This is a genomic window from Vibrio scophthalmi LMG 19158 (assembly GCF_000222585.1).
GTDB lineage: Bacteria > Pseudomonadota > Gammaproteobacteria > Enterobacterales > Vibrionaceae > Vibrio > Vibrio scophthalmi.
In genome coordinates this window covers 63,799-79,183 of the sequence record NZ_AFWE01000210.1, presented here as the reverse complement: position 1 = coordinate 79,183, position 15,385 = coordinate 63,799, and the positions used below count along the sequence as shown (strand labels likewise).

10 protein-coding genes are annotated in these 15,385 nt (G+C 45.4%); 3 read left to right on the top strand and 7 right to left on the bottom strand.

What is annotated here, in order from left to right:
* A partial coding sequence (locus tag RH88_RS18510) for a diaminobutyrate--2-oxoglutarate transaminase family protein (RefSeq protein ID WP_005598874.1) occupies nucleotides 1-1,644 on the bottom strand: 1,644 nt, incomplete at its 3' end.
* A 703-nt stretch (nucleotides 1,645-2,347) separates the two neighbouring features.
* Here RH88_RS18510 and RH88_RS18505 point away from each other — a divergent pair.
* Both RH88_RS18505 and RH88_RS18500 read left to right on the top strand, forming a co-directional pair.
* Nucleotides 2,348-3,628, top strand: coding sequence for a TolC family outer membrane protein (locus tag RH88_RS18505; protein ID WP_406853133.1), 1,281 nt, complete (start codon nucleotides 2,348-2,350; stop codon nucleotides 3,626-3,628).
* Nucleotides 3,628-4,251, top strand: coding sequence for an OmpA family protein (locus tag RH88_RS18500; protein WP_005598870.1), 624 nt, complete (start codon nucleotides 3,628-3,630; stop codon nucleotides 4,249-4,251). The genes RH88_RS18505 and RH88_RS18500 overlap by 1 nt, the downstream gene beginning before the upstream one ends.
* A 67-nt stretch (nucleotides 4,252-4,318) precedes the next feature.
* On the opposite strand, the gene nhaA is transcribed toward RH88_RS18500, so the two are convergent.
* The 5 genes from nhaA to RH88_RS18475 form a co-directional block, all read right to left on the bottom strand.
* Nucleotides 4,319-5,473: a Na+/H+ antiporter NhaA gene (nhaA, locus tag RH88_RS18495; protein ID WP_005598867.1), complete on the bottom strand. Its 1,155-nt coding sequence runs from the start codon at nucleotides 5,471-5,473 to the stop codon at nucleotides 4,319-4,321.
* A 308-nt stretch (nucleotides 5,474-5,781) separates the two neighbouring features.
* Nucleotides 5,782-6,900 (bottom strand): lipocalin-like domain-containing protein, encoded by a 1,119-nt coding sequence (locus tag RH88_RS18490; RefSeq protein ID WP_005598865.1) that lies wholly within the window; start codon nucleotides 6,898-6,900, stop codon nucleotides 5,782-5,784.
* The gene (locus tag RH88_RS18485) at nucleotides 6,901-9,354 is read right to left on the bottom strand and encodes an ABC transporter permease (RefSeq protein WP_005598863.1); all 2,454 of its coding nucleotides are present in this window, start codon (nucleotides 9,352-9,354) and stop codon (nucleotides 6,901-6,903) included.
* A complete protein-coding gene (locus tag RH88_RS18480) occupies nucleotides 9,335-10,006 on the bottom strand; it encodes an ABC transporter ATP-binding protein (protein WP_005598861.1) in 672 nt (223 codons plus the stop codon). The genes RH88_RS18485 and RH88_RS18480 overlap by 20 nt, the downstream gene beginning before the upstream one ends.
* A 122-nt stretch (nucleotides 10,007-10,128) precedes the next feature.
* Nucleotides 10,129-11,499: an MATE family efflux transporter gene (locus RH88_RS18475; protein ID WP_005598859.1), complete on the bottom strand. Its 1,371-nt coding sequence runs from the start codon at nucleotides 11,497-11,499 to the stop codon at nucleotides 10,129-10,131.
* A gap of 143 nt (nucleotides 11,500-11,642) precedes the next feature.
* On the opposite strand from RH88_RS18475, the gene RH88_RS18470 reads away from it, so the two are divergent.
* On the top strand, nucleotides 11,643-13,067 hold the full coding sequence (locus tag RH88_RS18470; RefSeq protein WP_005598857.1) for a DUF2867 domain-containing protein: 1,425 nt from the start codon (nucleotides 11,643-11,645) through the stop codon (nucleotides 13,065-13,067).
* A gap of 59 nt (nucleotides 13,068-13,126) precedes the next feature.
* Here RH88_RS18470 and RH88_RS18465 read toward each other — a convergent pair whose 3' ends face one another.
* A complete protein-coding gene (locus RH88_RS18465; RefSeq protein ID WP_005598856.1) occupies nucleotides 13,127-15,328 on the bottom strand; it encodes a sensor domain-containing phosphodiesterase in 2,202 nt (733 codons plus the stop codon).
* Nucleotides 15,329-15,385: the final 57 nt, after the last annotated feature.

Genomic DNA, 15,385 nt, shown 5'->3' with positions numbered 1-15,385 from the left:
CGAGCCATGGGCATTATCAAGATCGACAGCATTGATCGCTTGCTCCAATTGCTTAGGATGCAAACCAGAATACGGCGCATTAACCTGCTCAAACACCGCCTTCATTTGCGCCGTCGTGTGATTCATCGCGGCGGCGAAGACATCACTTCCCTGTTCACCGACTTGAATAAAGTGTTGTCGCCACTGCTGTTGAAAGTGATTGGGTGAATCGTTCTCAAGCTCAGTGACATACTCACCACCAGCAACGAGCATTGCTTGCTCAAGCACACGTAATGCAAAATCGATTTGCTCTAAAGAAATGATTAGCGGAGGTAAAAAACGGATTACCGAACCATCACGACCGCCCTTTTCAATCATTAAACCGCGCTCAAGCGCCGCTCTTTGGATTCGTAACGTGAGTTCACCATCAGCAACTGGCTCACCAAATCGATTAAGCTCGCTACCAGGCTTACAAATTTCAACCCCAAGCATTAATCCCTTGCCACGCACTTCCGCGATACAGTTGATGCGCTTTTGCAGCGCTTCCAAGCCGTGACGTAAATATTGCCCAGCAATATTGGCATGCTCAACTAAGCCGTCTCGCTCGATGATCTCTAACGCTTTTGCGCCTGATACCATCGCCAATTGGTTACCGCGAAATGTCCCCGTGTGCTCTCCGGGCAGCCAGGTATCATATTGCTTATTAATAACCAGCAATGACATCGGTAACCCGCCGCCAATCGCTTTAGAAAGACATAGAATATCAGGCTGAATACCTGATTCTTCATAAGCAAAGTGGTATCCGGTTTTACCCACACCACATTGAATTTCATCGAAAATCAATAAAATCCCATGATCATCACAAATACGACGTAGCTCTTTTAACCAGAATGCAGGAGCAGGGATCACACCACCTTCGCCTTGCACCGGTTCAACCACCATCGCTGCAGGCTTCATGATGCCCGCTTCATCGTCGGCTAGTAAGCGTTCAATATAACCAATACTCGCTTTTGCCCCCTCCTCGCCGCCAAGACCAAATGGACAGCGCAGATGATAAGGAAACGGCATAAAGTGCACATCAGACATTAATCCTGTACGGCGGGCTTTAGTGTTCAAGTTGCCCATCATTCCCATCGTGCCATTGGTCATACCATGATAGGCGCCACGAAAGGCAAACATGGTATTTCTGCCCGTAACTTGTTTCGCCAATTTAATTGCCGCTTCAACCGCATCAGCGCCTGATGGGCCACAAAATTGCAATACTGAATTTTGCGCCAACTCGGGAGGTAAAAAACGCTTCACAGCTTGAATAAAGCCGTTCTTCGCCTCGGTAGTGATATCGAGCGTTTGATACGGAAGCCCTGAATCTAACTGAACTTTCAACGCTTGATTGATCTCGGGATGGTTATATCCCAGCGCGAGTGTGCCGGCTCCAGCAAGACAATCGAGAAAGATTTGCCCTCGAGTGTCTTCAACTAACACGCCGTAAGCCTGCTTGATAGCTATCGGTAGACGTCTTGGATAAGAGCGGACGGCGGATTCGTGAGCGGCCTGATCAAGCAATGCTTGGTCGGGCGTAAGATCGTAAACGCCATCAACAAATGGCACCTGTTTTGAAAAATAAGTCGCGATATCTCGGGTATCGACTTCAAAGGCTGTACTCATAGAAATTCCCTTGAATGTAATCATCCTATTTTGGCGAGGTCGACGCCAAACATTAGGTACAACAATTCCCTTCGCAGCCTATAGGCGTGCAAAGACCAACCCGTCAAAGAGACGGATTACAATTTAGAAAGGAGGTTCAAGGTTCAGTGATGCAGCTGTTTTGTAAAACAGGACATTTTGGCAGAATAAAGCTGATTGGTGCTTGGACTATTGAAACTTGGATCAATACTTGTTGGTTAAATAATTTCAATGTTGGGTTTCCCATTAACATGCCGCGATTACGACATTAGTATCCCGTCTATCGATAATCGGATTATCGATACCTACCCTACGTATCAGCACTCAACTTGAATGCGAGCTACGCGTCTCCCCCAGAGTATCAATATAAATAACTACCGAGATTGCGCGCGAAATTAACATAACTCCATATTATCTGGCAATGTTTTTTCACAATCCGCTGTATTTGCATCTACATTAAAAATGTAAATGTCGATTACAAATAACAGTACATGACAAATAAGTATTAGACTTTTGATCTAACGAACTATTTTTACAAACAAAAGTTCTACTTTTATCAAAAGCTAAACTAACATTTAGTTAATCTTTTAAACCACATTATTCGTTTAAAAGCTCCATAGTGGTATTGAGTCCATGGATTAGGGAGAGAACTGTGAAAACTAAAAATGCGCTAATTTTAACGGCCATGCTCGTTAGTAGTAGCCAACTGAGCGCTCAAACTCTTGAGCAGGCAGTTGCGATTACGATGAAGACAAACCCAGAGATCAAGCAAGCGTTTAATGAGTACCAAAGTGCGGTAAAAGAGCACGACGCCTCCGGTGGTGCTTACTTACCGAGTATTGATCTTGATGCGGGTATTGGTTATGAAGGTCTTGACCCTGCAGCGTCTACGGGCAGAGAAGACACCGACCTCACCCGTAAAGAAGCCACTCTCAGTCTAACTCAACTTTTGTGGGATGGTAACGCAACCATCAACGATATTAATCGTACTGGAGCCGATGCTGAGTCGGTTCGACTGCAACTAATGTCGAACGCGTCTGATTTAGCATTAAAAGTCACTGAAATCTACTTAGATGCCGTGAAAGCTACTGAAGTACTGGCCTTATCAGAAAGTAATCTGGCAGTGCATAAAGAGATATATCGCGATATTAAAAAACGGGCCGACTCAGGTATTGGTTCAACCGCCGATGTTTCTCAGGTTGAAGCTCGTATCGCAAAAGCTCACGGTAACTTGCTGGCTGCACAAAATAACCTCATCGATACACATACTCAATTTCTTCGTGTGGTTGGGCAGCAGCCTTTAGGGCTTATTTACCCACGCGCAGATGAGAGTAAATTGCCTTTATCGTTACCTGAGGCCATCGATACCGCCTATGAACGTCACCCAGTCATTATGATTTCCAAGATCGATGTGGATGCCGCTCGCTACCAATACAAACAATCGAAAGGCAACTATTACCCAACCTTTTCCATTGAGGCGAGTCAATCATGGCGAGATGATGCTGGTGGTGATGTGGGCCGCAGTGAAGAAACACTTGCCATGCTAAGAATGCGATACAACCTCTACAACGGGGGCAGTGATAGTGACCTTTCAGAACGAGCCGCTTTCCAATTAAACAAAGCAAAAGATTTGCGTGATAGCGCTTACAGACAAGTGGAAGAAGGTCTAAAACTGTCATGGAGCGCTCTCGACTTAACCCTGCAACAAAAAGAGTTCCTTGCAGATCACGTCGATTCCGCATCTGAAACGGTGATTGCTTACGAAAAACAATACCGAATCGGTAAACGTACCTTACTCGACTTACTAAACACTGAAAATGAACTATTCCAAGCGCGTAAAGATTACCTTGATGCACACTACTCGGAGCAGTATGCAAAATACCGCGTGATGAATGCCACTGGTAACTTGTTGGATGCGCTACTTGTCGAGATACCGGCAGAGTGGACTGAGAAAGTGGAGTATTAATGATGAAAACACAATTTCTGTTTACCTTATTACCTTGCCTACTCATTAGTCCCTTTGTGACGGCGGAAGAAGAGCAAGATGAATACGAATATATCGCCACTCCTGTGGTTATTCAGGTTGCCGACCAAACCGACGATGATCGCGATGGCGTTATCAACGCACGAGACTTATGTGTTAATACCAGCGAAGGGGCGCTGATCGACAATGATGGCTGCGGATTTGTCATCGCAACCGAAGAAAGTCTTAAGTTACGTATTTTGTTTGCTAATGACTCATCAAAAATTGAGCCTATCTTTGAGAACCAAATCCGCTCTATGGCTGATTTCCTCAAGCGTTATCCAGAAACATCCATCGAGATCCAAGGCTTTGCCAGTCAGGTCGGCACACCAGAATATAATCTGGCGCTCTCAAAACGACGCGCGATTGCTGTGGAAGATGAACTGCTTGCCAATGGGATATCGGCAAATCGCCTATCAATCGTTGGCTATGGGGAATCTAACTTAGAAGCCTTAGGAGATGATGATTTATCTCATGCAAAAAATCGTAAAGTGACGGCCACCGTGGTTGGTTTTGAGCAAGAAGTCGAACAAGAGTGGAATATCTTCTCCGTCATAGAAAAATAATTTCCCACTATTAAAAAAGCCTCGGCAATTGTGTCCGAGGCTTTTTTGTATCATGCGTTATAGCTTATTAAGCTTTGCTTTTTTCTTTCGGTAGCGAAAGTCTTAACAGAATATAACCCAGTACAGCGGCTGTGGTTGACCCCATCAAAATACCAAGACGAGCATAGGTATCAAACTCTGCGTTCACAGGACCAAACGCTAGTGATGAGATAAAGATCGACATGGTAAAGCCGATACCACAAAGAACCGATACTGCAAAAATATGCTTAAAGTTAATCCCTTCTGGTAGCTGAGCTACACCCGTTTTCACCGCGGCCCAACTAAAGGCAAAGATACCAAGTGGCTTACCAATCAATAGACCCGCTGCGATACCCAATGGCAACATTGAGGTTAGGCCATCGATTGACACGCCTTCCAATGAAATACCCGCGTTAGCGAAAGCGAACAGTGGCAGAATAAAGAAAGCAACGTAAGGATGCAGTGCATGCTCCATATGTTTCAATGGTGAACGTTCGCCTTTGTTGCCTTTCAGTGGGATAGCAAAACCAATCACAACACCCGCTAGCGTGGCGTGTACGCCAGACTTAAGTACCGCAAACCACAAGATCGCGCCCACTATCATGTATGGCAGCAGTTTCGTCACACGACGAGAGTTCATCACAAACAGCGCCGCTGTCATTGCAAAACCAACCGCTAAAGCCGTCGTAGACAAGTCACCGGTGTAGAACAGCGCGATGATAACAACAACACCAAGGTCGTCGATGATCGCAAGCGCCAATAAGAACACTTTTAGGCTAACTGGAACACGGCTGCCTAGCAGCGCCATGATACCCAATGCAAAAGCAATGTCAGTTGCCGCTGGAATCGCCCAGCCTTGAATCGCCGCAGGATCATTAATGTTGAACAGCACATAAATCAGTGCCGGTGCTAACATACCACCAACAGCGGCAATAGCAGGGAAAATGGCTGTTTCTTTCGATTTCAGCGCACCTTCCAATAATTCACGCTTAACTTCTAGACCAATCAACATGAAAAAGATTGCCATCAGGCCATCATTAATCCAATGAGAAACCGACATACCGAATACATAGGTATGCAAAAATGATTGGTACATTTCATTTAATGGTGTGTTGGCAATGGTCATCGCAATTGCAGCGGCGATCACTAGTAAAACGCCCCCTGCCGACTCCATTTTGAAGAAGTCGCGAATAATATCACTCATGATATCGTCCTTATATTTATTATGTTAATAAGTGATTAACAAAGAATAACCCAGAGTGTATAGCTATCCTTAGGTAAGGAAAAATCGCTTGTTTAGAGTATTAACCTCGGAAATTCCGAAGTAAATGTTTCTATTTTGCGCATATTCCTTATCGGCTTAGTCATTAAACCGATATTGTGTGCCACAAAACAACGTTCCTGCCGCCTGTGTGACTATATTACTTGCATTGAATATAGAAAAAGCGCGATGTTTTCACAAATGTGAAACAACGCGCTTCATCGCATTATATTCGAAAAAACACAGAATAATCAATAACCTGCTAACTGCATAAATCCAACACTTTCATGACTACCCGTGGTTGTGATTGGCCCTTCCCAATAAGGCAGCACAAATGGCAGCCACATGTTCTCGTTCAACACTTGTGTGGTCAGGTTAATATCATAGTCAGCAACATTAATTACCCACTGCAGTGGAATGCGTTTCTGATTGGTAAAAATAGTGGGTTGCAAAGGAACAACCGAGATCTGTGAAGCATCAAGGTTAATCACTTTGCCGTCATTGGTTGCCAAAGTACCAAAAACAAAAGGAGTCTGCTTACGATGACGATAGCGGTTAATTGATAATGTGGTTTCATCATCGAGATGAAAAACAAACCAGTCCCAGCCTTGTTGTCCTTCTGCGAGTAAGCCACTCCCCCACTCTTTACTCATCCAAGCTTCACCAAAGACTCGGAAACTACGATTGCCATCGAGACTAATTTTACCGGCGACATCTAAGAAAGGAGCCGACAAATTAAGCGAAGCCAAAGGCTGCAAATCATGTTTAGTGACATAACCACGGTCACCGGGCAAAACAAAAGGCCCAGAAGCACTGGTGCGCAGCGTTAAATCAAACGAATCAGAGCCCGCATTTAGTTCGCCAGGGAAAGGCGTACTGCCCATGGCATCCCACACCCAGTTATCGATCCACAATTTAAACGGCGCTGCATTCATCCCTGCTTGGCCGATACCACCGCGGGACAAACGTTGCTCTTTCCATACTTTACTACCATCTGAGATAACAATATGGGAAATATACAACTGCGGGCTTTGCCAGCCAGCTCGCTCATGTTCGTTACTACTAACGCGCAGATAACTCCACTGGATGCCATAACGATTACCCGAACGGTCTTGTACATTAGCGAAGAAGTGCCACCAGCCATGTTGATATTCATTATGAAAGTCGAAGTCACGCGGCAACACAACAGGATCGCTAGGTAGAACAGGCTCAAATACTTGTGGGCCTTGATTTCGTAAGATCGTCACTTCTTGATTCTTAACCGATGTGCTGTCTGCATAATACTGCTGGTAAAGCCACCAGATCACGATACCTCCGAGCAGCAACAACAAAGAGGCACACAAAGATTTGCGAGAAGTCGACGTATTCATCTATAACGCATCCCTTAACGATTTCATGGGTGTGTTTCGCACTAAACGCAACACGGGCATCGCCCCGGCAAGCACCAATGACAACATCGCTAAAGCAACCGTATTGATGTATTCATAAGGGATAAATTGCAGCTCAAGCGTCCAGCCAAACGACTGTTTAATAATGATGTCCACCACCAAATGCGCCAACATTAAGCCCAAAGGCATCGCGATAATGATGGAGATAGCGCCAAACACAAATAGCTGCAAGCTGCCCATTAAGACCAGTTCTTTGCCCGACATACCTAAACAACGCAGCAACGAAATATGCCGTTGACGTGCAACCTCACCCGCGACCGTGGAGAAGAAAATACCAAACACCGCGATAACCAATGTGATGTTACCTAAGGTATCTGCAATCGAGAAAGTACGGTCAAAGACTCGCATGGCTTGTTTATGAATGCTGCCATTATCAAAAATCCGTTCAGCATTAAGTCTAAATACTGACTCCATGCGACGTTTTAATCCAACCGAACTCACATCTTCATTCAACACAGCACCGAGAGCAACCGTACCACTGCCAGCATAGGAGTAAAGCCAGTTACGATGTGAAAGCAATACCTGATTGTAAGGGTTACCGTAATCGTAATAGACCCCAACCACTTGCCAGCCCTGACCGAGTTTGCCATACAAGTTAATGTAATCACCCGGTCGTATATTCAGCTTGAGCGCCATCGATTCACTGATCATCACCCCTTTCGAATGATGTAAGTGGTACCAATAGTTCGGCACACCTAACTTCACTGTTAATGCCGCAAGTTCACCTTCTGAAGACCCGGTACTAACAACTTGCAATGCACCGTTTGGTGTTACGGTCTCTTTCTCCCAGCGCCACCAAACCGATTTCACTTCTGGTTGTCTATCTAACCATGTGCTCAAGCGAGCCGCTGAACTGCTGCTTGGGTAAATATAGATATCTGCCGCCAAGCGTTGGCTTAACCATTTATCGGTGGTATCACGGAAGCTGCCCACCATGGTTTCTACACCGATATTTGCAGCCATTGCCAACATAAAGGCCATAGTTGCAACGCCGCGATAACTCATACTCGCTGCCGCATCAGAGAAGAACCAACGCACTTTTACCCAACGCATTGAATAGCTAAAACTCATGAATACACGCCATACTAAAAAAGGCGTAAACAACGCGACACTCAATAGCATCAACGCAATGATGGCAAAGCCACTTTCTTGAGTTTGTGGAGCCTGATAAATCGCAACGGCAGCAACACACAACGCGCACGAGATCAGCGCTTGAATAGAAAACTCTGTGCCTGTAAAACGCATCAACGATAAACGCGTGGTCAAACGAATAGGCTGAGCGCGGAGCAAACGCACTAACGGCCATGCACACGAAGCAAGCGCGCCTAGCATGGTCATACCCAAACTGACGTAGCTCGATTTCCAATTCCAATTGATCGCTAAACCGACATTGGCATCATAAAGATCACCTAAACTCGCTGACACCGCAGGGATCAATTGATTGGCTAAGATCATGCCAAGCAAATTGCCGCAAAGCCAACTGATCAGCACCAACGCCAATAGCTCTAATAACATCGCCTGCGTTAATTGCCAACCCGAAACACCTGTTTGGCGTAATATTCCCACCAACGGCTGACGCTGAGTGAGTGACAGAGACATTGCTTGATAGAAAATAAACAGACCAACCAGAAACGCCAACATTCCCATAGCACTAAGGTTCATGTGGAAAGCTTGAGTAAGCGACTCCAGTTCAGCACGTGAACTGCGTACCAAAGCCAATCCGTTAGGTAGATTCGCTTTTAGCCTTTCAAGCTTTTCAGCCGGCATATCCGCACACGCGATAGTCGAAATCCCTGAACTGCGTTCCAACATACGAATCAGTGACATGTCAGCAATAATACGCGTGCCGTTAAGGCGGTTTTCACGATCGACAATCAGCGGCCCAAGATCACTACCATCATCTAAGTGAATAAAATCTCCATCCGTCCAACTCATGTGGCTCGCAAGATCCGCACTCACCAATACGGGATAAGGAGGATTCATCAAACCGAGCGTAGTGAGGTCTTTTAAATTCACCCCCGGTTGCAACTGCAACATCGCAATCGGGTCAATCCCAATCAGCATGAGATCGGTATTATCCGCTGTATTCACTCGCAGGTTGGTAAACGGCGCGCATTGATTGAAGCCTTCGCGACGCATTTGGATATAGTAACCTTGTGGAATTTGGTTAGTCGCGTGCTTAGGCCGGATTCGATAAGGTAATGGGTTTGAAAATAGCTGTTCGCCATGCGCATAACTTTCACGCGCATGTTCATTGATTGCGGTGACTCCAACCAGTAGAGAAACGCCTAAAGTTAAACCGAGCCAGACAAGAAGGATTTGAAAAGGATAACGTCTGTAGTGGCCAAGCAGTGCTTTAACTACGGGCCATAACATGAAGCTGTCCTCCTTGAAGACGAATACGTCCTTCCATATGCAGGGCAACTTTTTCACTATGTGTAACAAGCAATAAAGTACATTCAAGTTGGCGAGTCAAAGAGGTCAACAAACGCATTACCGCTTCAGCATTACGCTCGTCCAAACTCCCGGTAGGTTCATCGGCAAGCAGTAACTTCGGTTCCATATACAAAGCGCGCGCGATCGCTGCACGTTGTTGTTGACCACCGGAGACTTCTTCCGGGTATCGACCAAGCAATGGCATTAAATCAAGAGCAGAGAGAATTTGACGCCATAATCCTTGATCTTCAGGTAGGCCTTTAAGCTGACGACAAAAACGGATGTTATCGGCGATATTCAAGGTTGGCAGCAGATTGAACTGCTGAAAGATGAGGCCGATATTACTGCGACGATAAGCTGTTCGCTTACTTTCCGATTCGTTTTGCATCATGAAATTCGGAAACTCGATTTCGCCTGAGTCGACAGTATCAAGACCCGCAATGAGGTTCAAAAGTGTGCTTTTACCAGAACCACTTTCCCCCATCAGTGCCACTTGTTGGCCTTGGTGTAACGACAATTCAGCGCCTTGCAAAACAGGGTGGAATTCACCCCCATCTACATAGCCTTTACACAGGTCTGATAGTCGTAACATTTGTCGCTCGAAGAAGAAAAAAACAGGAGTGTGAATCTACACTAATAAGCGTTCAGTAGGAAGCGTTTTGCATGGTGGATCACAACATATGCATCAAAACACAACCATCCCGAGTTATATCTCTAATTTTCAATCAAATTTCGTAACCATTTCTTACTTTTCACCCGATAAAGCGACCCACCCCACTTAATCACTTCCTCAGTTAAAAACAATAGGTAAACGGCCTCTGGTGGCCAACCCCAATAGATTGCAGCCAACGCAGCTAATGGGATGCTGATCAGCCATTGTGCGATAAGGTCTTGATAGAGGCAAAATTTCACATCGCCTCCCGCTCTGAGCACACCAACAATGGTCATCATTGGTACGCAGCGCACAATCAAGCCAATGCTTAAAATGATGATAAATTTATCGGCTAAAGCGCGAGTTTCAGGGCTCAAAGCGCTAAAAGAGTTCAGAACCAAATCACGGCTTAAAAACAACACAATCGAGAGACAAATCGCGACAAGAACACTCAGCATCGTAATGCCGATCGCTTGATAATAAGCCTCATGATACTTCTTCGCACCGATCTGGTTGCCAATTAGTACCGCGGCGGCATTCGACATTCCTATTAACAACGCCAGTGAGATCGATTCAATCGGTGTCATCACCGACAAGGCAGCCAAGCCTTGCACGCCCGATTGCCCCATAATGGCATGGTAAGCAAATAAGCCGCCTGCCCAAGCAAGAAAATTGAGTGTCGTAGGCATGGAAAGCTTCAAAAAACGGCGGATTTTATCTAAACGTAACGTTGCTCGAATATCCGTGATTTTAAATGCCAGCAAATGATGCTTAAAATGCAGATAACCAAACAAAGTGATGACCTCAATCGCACCGCTCATTACCGTCGCAATCGCAGCCCCTTTAATTCCCATTGCAGGCAAGCCAAAGTGGCCAAAAATCAGCACCCAGTTTAAAAAGATGTTTGAAACAATGCCAATGCCACTAAAGGTCGTACTTAACCCAGGTTGATGAATCGCGCGCAAACCAACGGCCATACTCGCGACACAACCGACCGCCAGCATCGTCACTGACGAGATCACTAAATACTCACTGCCAAGCTGATTAATAAGCTCAGAATCCGTCGTGAGTCCCATTATTTTCTGAGGAAAAACCACAAATAGCGCCACCGCGAAGCAGGCAAAAATCATCGCGATAAACCAGGTTAACGCGGTACTCTCCCGTACGCCTTGCTTGTCATTTGCTCCCCAATATTGGGCAGTGAGCATCGCGCCACCAGTGGTCACCCCAACCAGCATAATCGTGGTGACAAAGGTCGCTCTTGCGGCAACCCCCACCGCCGCAATCTCCGCTTCGCCCAATTGACCCAGCATTAAAACGTCAACTAGGCTGCGACTGGAGAACATGATACTTTGCAAGGTAATTGGCAGAGCTATCGCAATTAAGCGGCGCAAAAAATCCCCACGCGTGTGAAGTAGAACTTGAGAAAACATCAGATAAGCCCTTATTAAAAGCACCGCCAAGAATAATCTCGACTATTTGATACGGCATGATTGCCAATTGAGCCGCTCATTATATACTCAATTAAAAACAAACACATACCTTGCTCGCCTAGATTGAGAAAGTTGGGAGAAATATGAAGAAAGTACTGGTACTTGGCGCCTCTGGTTATATTGGTTCTCAATTGCTCGGCAAACTATGCGACAAAGGTTACGCCGTCACAGCCGCCGCGCGACAAATCGACTATCTGCGTGCACGAACCCCCGAACGCCCTAACCTTGAGCTTTGCTATCTCGACCTCGCCGATGCGGACGCCACTCTCGCCTTAGTACCTCAGTTTGATCTTGTTTACTTTTTAGTGCACGGCATGGCACAAGGACATGATTTCGTCGATTACGAAGTCTCACTAGCGGAAAATTTCAAAGCAGCACTGGAAAAAAGTCACGTTGAGCAAGTGATCTACCTCAGTGCCCTTCAACCACAAACAGGAAATTCTGAGCACCTGCTCGCACGCAAGAAAACCGGTGATATCCTGCGTCAAAGTGGCATACCTATTACCGAAATCCGCGCAGGTGTGATTATCGGCCCAGGATCAGCAACCTTTGAGATCATGCGTGATTTTGTCTATAACTTGCCGGTGTTAATCACCCCTAAATGGGTCGATTCTAAAGCCAATCCGATTGCCTTAGAAAACCTCAATTACTACTTATTACAACTGGCCGACCAACCTAGTGGTGAGGATCAATTGTATGAAGCAGGCGGGCCGGATCTGCTCTCTTATCGTGAGCAATTTAGAGTCATTTGCGATGCCAGCCACCAACCATATCGCCTTTATGCCACATCATTACTCACGCCGAAGATAGCCTCCTATTGGCTAGGCATGGTCACTTCCGTTCCTGCAAGTATTGGTTCTGCGCTGCTCGCCGGGTTAGAGCATGATTTTATCGCTGATGCTTCAACGCTTGAGGCGCGTTTTCCACAAAACATGATATCGTTTGAAGAGATGGTTAAAACCAGCATTGAGCAAGAAGGAAAATTTGTCCGAAGCAACGTTTGGGGCTTCGACCCTGCGGCGTTAAACCGCTGGCAAGCCGGTTATGGCTACTACCCAAAACAGACAGGGGCAAGTATTGAAACCACCTTAACTAGTGAACAATTATGGAATGTGGTCAAGACCTTAGGTAATAAAAAAGACCCCTACTTTTTTGCCAATTTGCTGTGGCGCACTCGCGAATGGCTGGATATCTTTTTTGGTGGAGGGAAACCTATTCGCCGTTCGCCGGAAGGGTCTGCGCTAAAAGTCGGAGACTACATTGATTCATGGAAAGTGATTCGCTGTGAACAAAATCAGTTTCTATCACTGCTCTTTGGCATGCAAGGGCCTGGACTCGGCAGACTAGAGTTTACTATCACCGATCAAGGTGAGACTCGCCTTCTCAACATTACCGCATGGTGGCACCCACAGGGCTTCAAAGGGCTACTCTACTGGTTCGCGATGATGCCCGCCCACTTATTTATCTTTAAAGGGATGGTCAAAGCCATTGTGCGCAGAGCGCGTTAATGGTCAATCTCGATATGCAAACGCTGTAGCGTGACTAATAGAGCCATTTCGTAACGTCATTAAATACTGAGGCAGCTCTCTTTAACATCGCTGATTGTCTTAAGAAATGATTTAAGTGAACGTGGTTTCGCCACCGCGTAGCCTTGTGCGTAGGTAATACCGAGCCCTTTTAATATTTCGATATGCGCTTCAGTTTCGGCAAACTCAGCCACCGTTTCTAATTGCATATCATTCGTGACGCTGCAAATGGAGCTTACGATCAAGCAATCAGTCTCATTGTGCGGAAGATCCTTAATGAAAGCACCATCGATTTTCAGCACGTCAAGAGGTAACGTTCTTAGGTAGGCAAAACTGGCGTAGCCGGTACCAAAGTCATCCAGCGCAATCTTACAGCCCGCTTGCCGTAACTGAGTCAGTGTCTCTATGGCTTGCTGCTCATTTTGCAGTGCCGAGGACTCTGTGATTTCAAAACAAATGCGCGACAAAGGAACATGATAACGTCGAGCTTTGCTCAAAATCTCATCCGCTAAAGAGTCTACCCCAAGTGTTTTCGCCGTAAGATTAATTGAGCACTTATCTATACGCTGCCAGTCTTCGACGTTTTCGTTGAGCAATTGAAAAGTGTGTTCAACGACCCATCGATCCAACTCTACCTCAAACCCAAATAGGTTGATTAGTGGGAAAAAGTCGGCGGGCGAGACAATTGTACCATCGAGGTTTCTAATCCGAAGTAGCACTTCAAAGCTATGCGCGTTACTGTTTGGATCGGCCAAATTTGCGTAAGGCTGGCAATTTAGCTCAAATCTATCATTTTTAAATAATTGCTGGATATAACTCAGCTTATCAAGGCCTGCAACCGGTGAAGTATGCACATCTACCCAATGCACAGAGCGTCCATAGCTAGGTCTTTGTTCACATAGAGCTGAAACCGTTTTCTCAACATCTTTGTCTGGATGAATATGCGTGCAATACAAGGTTGGGCTCATTAAAGATATCGATGTCCCCTGCCAATAGAATTGAAACTTTTTCAGGTAATTGCTAACGCGATTTAAATCCTTATCTAGTGCATCATTAAGCTTCGCATAGCCGAGAATGCCGGTCGTGAAAGGTGGCCGATAACAATGTTCCAAGTCTCTAATTTTATAACAAAGAAACTCATGCAGCTGACGAATCAGCTGCGATTTTCCCTCTTGATCTAAATCTGAAACGTGACTGATCGTTGGCGTAATATCGAGATAAATCAGTACCAGTTCTTTTTTAGCGTCAAGATCTTCTTTCAATTGAGCAATGTTGTACAGCCCGGTGTAAGGGTCAATACGCTCAAAAGCAATTTGCTTTTGCGCCATTTCATAGTGCTTAATCGATTGACTGCCCAGCAAATAAGCCAGCGTCGTGATGACCGAAACAATAATCAGCAGCTCAGATAGATTTATTGATGACTCGTAGAGATAATTGACTCGATAAATCTCATCATGGGTAATCGTCAATATAGTGATAGCCCCAATAATCAGTGGGCGCACCAAACCATGTCGACCAAATCCTGATACCACCACGACCAATAGGCAAAAGCAAAGAGCATTAAGAACAAACGAGTTTTGATGTGTCAATGCAGTCGCGATAATCGCAATACAGATCAATAGCCAAGATAAGTAACCGATATCACGATCCGTCGAGGTACGTAAGTTTGCATCGAGTTTTACCAGCGTTGTATTACCGTTACTCACGCAAGCATTAAGAGTGATGTAAAGCAAAGGAGTCACTAATAAATGCGTCAGATAAGTACCCAGTATCGAGTAAATAATAAACCCGGAGCTCACCGGAGGAACATTGAGTAAATGAGTAACACTTAGCAAGGTAAATGTACTTAACAATGGCAGCCCAACACCAATCAAAACAAAGTACGTCTTTAAAACATAAGATACTGATTTATCACCCATATCACCAACAAGGTGATTGAACAGTTTTGATGCCAAGAACGGCATTATCGGTGTAATCAACGAGAGGATCACAACACTCTCCCAATGACGTCCAGTGATAGAGTAATAGACTATGCATGCCAGAATGACACCAGGTAATGCTCGCCATTCATAACGAATGAAACTAACAACCATGACAGCACTAACAAAAGAAATGGCTTGGTATGAGTCGCGAACAATGACAAAAAACGAGGATAGAAAGAACCCAACCAGTACAAAAAAGGCTATCCCTGAAGACAATTGAATATTTTTAAATAAAGGGTCTTTTGGGAACGTGATGTTCATAACGGTTCTCTAGGTTACTTGAGGGCAGAATTATACCACGCTATGCAACGAACCTCA